Origin of the sequence: Pseudomonas lactis, assembly GCF_001439845.1 — a bacterium.
Classification (GTDB): domain Bacteria; phylum Pseudomonadota; class Gammaproteobacteria; order Pseudomonadales; family Pseudomonadaceae; genus Aquipseudomonas; species Aquipseudomonas lactis.
In genome coordinates this window covers 1-5,052 of record NZ_JYLO01000031.1, presented here as the reverse complement: position 1 = coordinate 5,052, position 5,052 = coordinate 1, and the positions used below count along the sequence as shown (strand labels likewise).

At 59.2% G+C, this 5,052-nt stretch carries 9 protein-coding genes; all 9 read right to left on the bottom strand.

Features of this window, described 5'->3' with window-relative positions; all coding sequences use genetic code 11:
• Positions 1-16: 16 nt before the first annotated feature.
• Positions 17-361, bottom strand: a complete 345-nt coding sequence (locus tag TX24_RS30015) for a hypothetical protein (RefSeq protein WP_057712104.1) — start codon at positions 359-361, stop codon at positions 17-19.
• The gene (locus TX24_RS30010) at positions 358-696 is read right to left on the bottom strand and encodes a hypothetical protein (protein ID WP_057712103.1); all 339 of its coding nucleotides are present in this window, start codon (positions 694-696) and stop codon (positions 358-360) included. Before TX24_RS30010 ends, TX24_RS30015 begins: the two co-directional genes overlap by 4 nt.
• 467 nt (positions 697-1,163) lie before the next feature.
• Positions 1,164-1,745, bottom strand: coding sequence for a hypothetical protein (locus TX24_RS30005; protein WP_057712102.1), 582 nt, complete (start codon positions 1,743-1,745; stop codon positions 1,164-1,166).
• Complete coding sequence (locus tag TX24_RS30000; protein WP_057712101.1) at positions 1,742-2,374, bottom strand: recombination protein NinG; 633 nt, start codon at positions 2,372-2,374, stop codon at positions 1,742-1,744. Before TX24_RS30000 ends, TX24_RS30005 begins: the two co-directional genes overlap by 4 nt.
• Complete coding sequence (locus tag TX24_RS29995; RefSeq protein WP_057712100.1) at positions 2,371-3,108, bottom strand: metallophosphoesterase; 738 nt, start codon at positions 3,106-3,108, stop codon at positions 2,371-2,373. The genes TX24_RS30000 and TX24_RS29995 overlap by 4 nt, the downstream gene beginning before the upstream one ends.
• Complete coding sequence (locus tag TX24_RS29990; RefSeq protein ID WP_057712099.1) at positions 3,105-3,437, bottom strand: hypothetical protein; 333 nt, start codon at positions 3,435-3,437, stop codon at positions 3,105-3,107. Before TX24_RS29990 ends, TX24_RS29995 begins: the two co-directional genes overlap by 4 nt.
• On the bottom strand, positions 3,434-3,904 hold the full coding sequence (locus tag TX24_RS29985) for a hypothetical protein (protein ID WP_057712105.1): 471 nt from the start codon (positions 3,902-3,904) through the stop codon (positions 3,434-3,436). The genes TX24_RS29990 and TX24_RS29985 overlap by 4 nt, the downstream gene beginning before the upstream one ends.
• A gap of 136 nt (positions 3,905-4,040) precedes the next feature.
• Positions 4,041-4,643, bottom strand: a complete 603-nt coding sequence (locus TX24_RS32705; protein ID WP_057712098.1) for a coiled-coil domain-containing protein — start codon at positions 4,641-4,643, stop codon at positions 4,041-4,043.
• Entirely contained in the window at positions 4,640-4,978 is a 339-nt protein-coding gene (locus TX24_RS29975) for a hypothetical protein (protein WP_057712097.1), read from the bottom strand. The genes TX24_RS32705 and TX24_RS29975 overlap by 4 nt, the downstream gene beginning before the upstream one ends.
• Positions 4,979-5,052 lie beyond the last annotated feature (74 nt).

Below are 5,052 nucleotides of genomic sequence, written 5' to 3'. Positions count from 1 at the left end.
GAAAACGTGGCGCGGATTACTGTTTACGCCGCTCGATACCCTCAGGCGCCTTTGGGCAACCCATGCAGTGCTCGCAGTTGAGCGTCTTGCACAGCCAGGCCTTGACCGCCTGCCAGTAAGTGACCATGAAGATATGGCGGGCACCGGCCAGGGCCAGGGACACATGAAGCGTCAGGCCTGCGGTGGTCGGGCCAAAGAAGATGTTCTGACTACCCACCATCACGACGAAACCGGTAATGGCGATGGTCGAGTAGATCAGCTTCCCGAGGATGCCGTCCCTCACCTTCCCGCTAAGTACACACCAGGTCGCCCATAGCGCGATCAGGCCGCAGGCTACGGAGTTGATCAGTTCAAGATTCATGGTGGATTGCCTCCCCCGAACCGCTGGCGAATGAGCGCCCAGAGGTCAGCGGCTTTGATGGCTCGGTTGATTGCTGCCAGGAGCGAGCCGCCGAAGGCACCCAGCAGGAAGCCGATGCCGGCGACGATCTTCGGCTCAGTCACGCCCAGGTAGGTGCTGACCATGCTCGTCAGGTAGATCGAGCAGGCCATGCCAGTGATGAGGAAGATCATCCAGGCGCGCCAGTCGTTCAAGTCGTCCTTGTGCCACCAGCTGGCGATCACAGCCCCAACGAGGCCCGCGATCAGTAATTCGAACCTGTCGATTTTGTCGAGCAGGCGCTGTAGATACTCCATGCGCTCGACTCCGTGGGGCATGTTTGAAATAAGTCAGCCCCGGCGGCACTCCCAGCTCAGAGCGATGGGTGTGGCGGGGCCGAAAACGAAAAGGCCCCGATCAATGTCGAGGCCCTGAATAGGTCCCTCATCAGCGTGACAAGTCAGGGGCTCTGAGGGCTTGGGGAAATCTTGGGCAATAAAAAGCCCCGCACAGTGGCGAGGCTCAAAATAGGTGCGGGTTATGTAGGTCCAGTTACGTCCCTTGGTTACCCGCGTTGCAGATGGCCAGGACTCGAACCTGGGATTAACCAATACTGCGCAAACAGTACCAGTGCGGTTTACCTCTCAACGGATTACCCCGTGTCGCTCACCTTCCATCATCTGCATAAAGCAAAAAGCCCGAAATAGTAGCCGGGCTAGTTGAGCAAGTTGCCGTAGGCAAAATACTCAATATGGCGAAATGATGCCCTCAGCCGCACGGGAAGTCAAGCGGCCTCCTTCATCTTGTAAATCACCGCACCAATTGGGCTCAGTGCCATGCGATCGACATCCTCGCAGCAGTCGAAGGTCAGGCGGATTACAGACTCCCAATCCCGTTCCCAGTTGAATGACTCGAGGCGCACACCGTACTCGGCCAACAACCACGAACGGAAACCCTCGGGCTTGATTAGCGGGTCTTCGTTCGCTGACTGTCCGCCCTGGTGCATGTATCGGTATCGGCGCATAACCCCCTTCACGACGTATTCCAGCTTCTCCCGCTTCGCTGCAGTCATGCGCTTGGACTTCGATACCACCATGCCGAAGATCATTTCTTCCGCAGCCTCACGGATATCATCGTCTCGGTTCGCGGCGTACATGTACTCGCCGAACAAACGGACCTGTGGATGTAGACGGGCTATTGCTGATTGGATGTGTCCGGCCAGTGCGCTGTGCATTGCGTGATTGGCCGTTGGGCCGCGCTCTGTGGTTTGGACCACCACACCCAACTGGACGACGTCTGAGGTTTGCCCGGGGGCCGGGTTGTAGGTGCAGTCATGCCACGCTTGACGAGCCGAGTTTATATTCATGCTGCAGCCCTCTTGAGTTCTCTGGTCATTGCACGGTACTTGGCCTTGATGGCCTTGATCTCTTCCACGGTGTACTTGCAGGGCGCGTGCAGGCCTTCCAGCCAAGCGACCTTCTCGGCGCCGATGCGCAGCACCAGGCGAATGCGGTACTCCACGGCGTTGCCGGACAGGTTGCGGTTGCACTTCACACACTGCCGGTGGATGTTCAGCGGCTCGAAGCGCAGCTCCGGGCATGCGCCGACGGAGCGGTAATGCCCAGCGTCCCATCGGCTGCCCGTCATCAGGTCGTTGTCGTTCGGCGTCGAGTCGCAGCTGATGCACGGCAGATGCGCGTCGCGCAGGCGCACGTACTCGTTCACCGCGGCCTGGGCTTCGCGCAGGTGATCCGCCCTGCTCTTCAGCTTCTCCTTGCGGACCTTGATCTCGCGGCGCCCTACTTCTGCCAGCGCCTTCCCGGCAATGGCTCGCCCCCTCTCCGACTTGCCGTGAGCAATGGCGCATTCGATCTCCCCGCAAACCGCCTGCGAGCTACGGGTAGGCGTGAACATCGCTCGGCACTCGGGGCAGCGCTTGCGGCGCGCCCCGCCGGACGTGAGTGGGGTCTTGCGCTGTAGTGGAGTGCGCTTCATGCCGTCGCCTCCCAGTCCCAGTGCAGCTTTGGGTTGATTGGCGGGATGCATTCAAGCGTCTGGAGGTTCAGCAGCGTGAAGTGCCTGTCCATCCATCCACCGGTATCGATGTGATAGACGTTGCCGAGAATCGCGGGCTGCCGCAGAGGGGTATGCCCTACAATCACAGCCCTTACGCCGGCCACGCCGCCTCTGTTTTCGTCGGTGATGCGCTTCCTGGACCACTGAAGAATCGCAGCGATGTGCTCGGCCTCCGCCGCTGGGCCATCAAGCGCACCAATCATCTCTGCCCAGCTACCGCGTGGCACGTCAGCATGAACGATGCCAATGAGGCCTCGATCCGTTTCAACCTCAATTACCAGTGGCAGGTCTTGCAGGATGCTTGCGTAGCAGCCCTGCTCCACACTGGAAAGTCCGTAAAACCATTGGCCGCCGTTGATGAAGTGCATCCCGCACTGATCGCTGGCGCGACCAGCAGCGTGAGAATCAACAGTCATCTGCTCGTGGTTGCCCCGAACCGCATGAAACCAGGGCTTGCGGAGAACCCATTCATCCACATCGAGTGACTCTGGCCCGCGATCAACCATGTCGCCAACACTGAAAAGTCGGTCAACTGCAGGATCGAACCCAGCCGCATCAAGCGCGACCTGTAGCTTGGTGAAGTGCCCGTGAATGTCACCAACCGCGAAGTCCCGGCCAGCGGCATTCATCTCAAACCGTTTTACCTGACTCATACAGCCTCCTTGGCGGGGAACACCGTCCAGTTGCCGATCCCATTCCACACACCAGCACCGCCCATGTGGTTGATCGAGCCTGGACTGGCACCAAGCGAAACAGTGAAAAAACCGAACCAGACCTGTGGCGCGTATACCCATGATGGGAATTTCCGGCTCTTAAACCCGTGGACTTTCCCGCATGCCCAGCAAAACCGGGTGAAGGATGCGGCGGCGACCGCCGTGTAGATCAGATGGCCACACACTTTGGCCAGATTCCAAACCAGCCATCCGTTGAATACCAGGCCGCAGCCAACGACCCACCAAACAAACCAGTTTATTTCGTTCATGCGGCCTCCTGGCTAAGCAGGTCAGAGAAGTACACGCCCTGCGGAGCAAAGCGCGCGACGATACGGTCGGTGTAAGCGATGCCCTGGGCGCGATTGAAAAGGCTGGTCACCGGGAAGCCGTCAGGCCCAAACAGATGGCACTCGCCCATCATGTCCAGCTTGGTTTCGTATGGGAGGTGGCGCATTACCCGGTACCACTCGGCCTGGAACCCGGAATCCTCGTTCAGCAGGATCTGCACGCCGATGTGCAGCTTGCAGTACTTGCGCGCCTCGGCTGGGTCGCCCAGCTGCGTCATCTCGGCGATGCGCTTGTACATGGCGAACCACAGGCGGTTCTGGTCAAGCGTTCGGTCCTTGCCCGGGCGCAGGCTCACCACCACAAAGTGCTTGTCCTCGAACATCTTGGACATGCGGGTGATGGCCTCGGTGAGCATGGAGCGGCAGTTGACGCTGATCTTGTCTGTCATGGCCATACCCTCCGCGAGAGCAGGAGGATGGCGCCAGATACCACCAGAGCGGCGAACGCATATCCATGATGACCAGCAAGCCCAAGTGCAGCGCCAACGGCAGAGAAGACCAGTCCGCAAATTCCAACTGTGCGCCTCATGACTTCTCTCCCTTGCCCATGGCGGCGTCGATTCGTTCAACCGTGACGCGCCAGTCGCCAATTTCCCTGTCGCCGATAGTTACACCCTCTTCGGTGACTACGCTGCGGCCTGAATTCAGCTCACTAGCAATGCTGATCAGGACTCGCGAGCATGCCGACCAGATCGCGGCGCCCCCTTCATCGGCTAGGAGTTGATCCCCTGCGTGCTTCACGCTCTTCCATTTATCCGCATCCTTGCGCAGCGCCTCATTCTCAGCCTTGAACTCGCTCGCTTTCCTCGCCAGCACAATCAGGTAATCCTGAGCGCTGTCTTCTCCAGCCGCGTCAAAGCCAAGCTCCCCTGCCACGCATTTGATAATGCCGCTCATGCCGAGGCTGGCGGTCTGGCAGATCTCTAAATTGGCTACTTTCTGCTTCAGCTCAGCATTCACCCGCTTGTAGGCTTCGTAGCCGGTCTTGAGGCCGGCGAGCTCGGCCTGGAGAGCTTCAACCTCTTGCCAGAGCCGGTCGGTAAGCGGATCGAACCAGCCAGCCATTTTTTGCAAGCTGCGAATGTGTGCGGCAAGCTCTGTGGATGTTTGTTCGCGGACGTATGTCATAGCTCTTGCTCCAGTGACTCACCGCCATCACCCGGCACAGATCCAGCCTTCGCCAGCGCAATGACCTTCTCGGCCTGCTCCAGCAGCTCAGGGTACTGATCGTTCCAGTTCTGCTTGTAGGCCTTGGACATCATCGCTTCGAGGGCCTTGAGCAGCTCTGGAGCGGTACGCATGAGGTAAGCATTCGCCCAGCTCTCGTCGCCGATCACAAACTTGATGCCGTTGTGATCCATGGCGCCAATGGTGGCGATCTCAAGAGGCTCTCCATCTCGCATGACGCAGACGCAATAGTCCTGGCGGTCTACCAGCCATTCTTCTTTGGTGTGATTGCTCATGTCCGCTGCTCCGCTGCTTCTGCGATCAATGCCATGCGCTCAAAGCGCTCAGCGGCCTGGCTGGCGAGATTGGC

Bases quoted from the DNA above. Each gene is read 5' to 3' on its own strand.
- TX24_RS30015 (WP_057712104.1), bottom strand. From the start codon at position 361: ATGAATCTTGAACTGATCAACTCCGTAGCCTGCGGCCTGATCGCGCTA.
- TX24_RS30010 (WP_057712103.1), bottom strand. From the start codon at position 696: ATGGAGTATCTACAGCGCCTGCTCGACAAAATCGACAGGTTCGAATTA.
- TX24_RS30005 (WP_057712102.1), bottom strand. From the start codon at position 1,745: ATGAATATAAACTCGGCTCGTCAAGCGTGGCATGACTGCACCTACAAC.
- TX24_RS30000 (WP_057712101.1), bottom strand. From the start codon at position 2,374: ATGAAGCGCACTCCACTACAGCGCAAGACCCCACTCACGTCCGGCGGG.
- TX24_RS29995 (WP_057712100.1), bottom strand. From the start codon at position 3,108: ATGAGTCAGGTAAAACGGTTTGAGATGAATGCCGCTGGCCGGGACTTC.
- TX24_RS29990 (WP_057712099.1), bottom strand. From the start codon at position 3,437: ATGAACGAAATAAACTGGTTTGTTTGGTGGGTCGTTGGCTGCGGCCTG.
- TX24_RS29985 (WP_057712105.1), bottom strand. From the start codon at position 3,904: ATGACAGACAAGATCAGCGTCAACTGCCGCTCCATGCTCACCGAGGCC.
- TX24_RS32705 (WP_057712098.1), bottom strand. From the start codon at position 4,643: ATGACATACGTCCGCGAACAAACATCCACAGAGCTTGCCGCACACATT.
- TX24_RS29975 (WP_057712097.1), bottom strand. From the start codon at position 4,978: ATGAGCAATCACACCAAAGAAGAATGGCTGGTAGACCGCCAGGACTAT.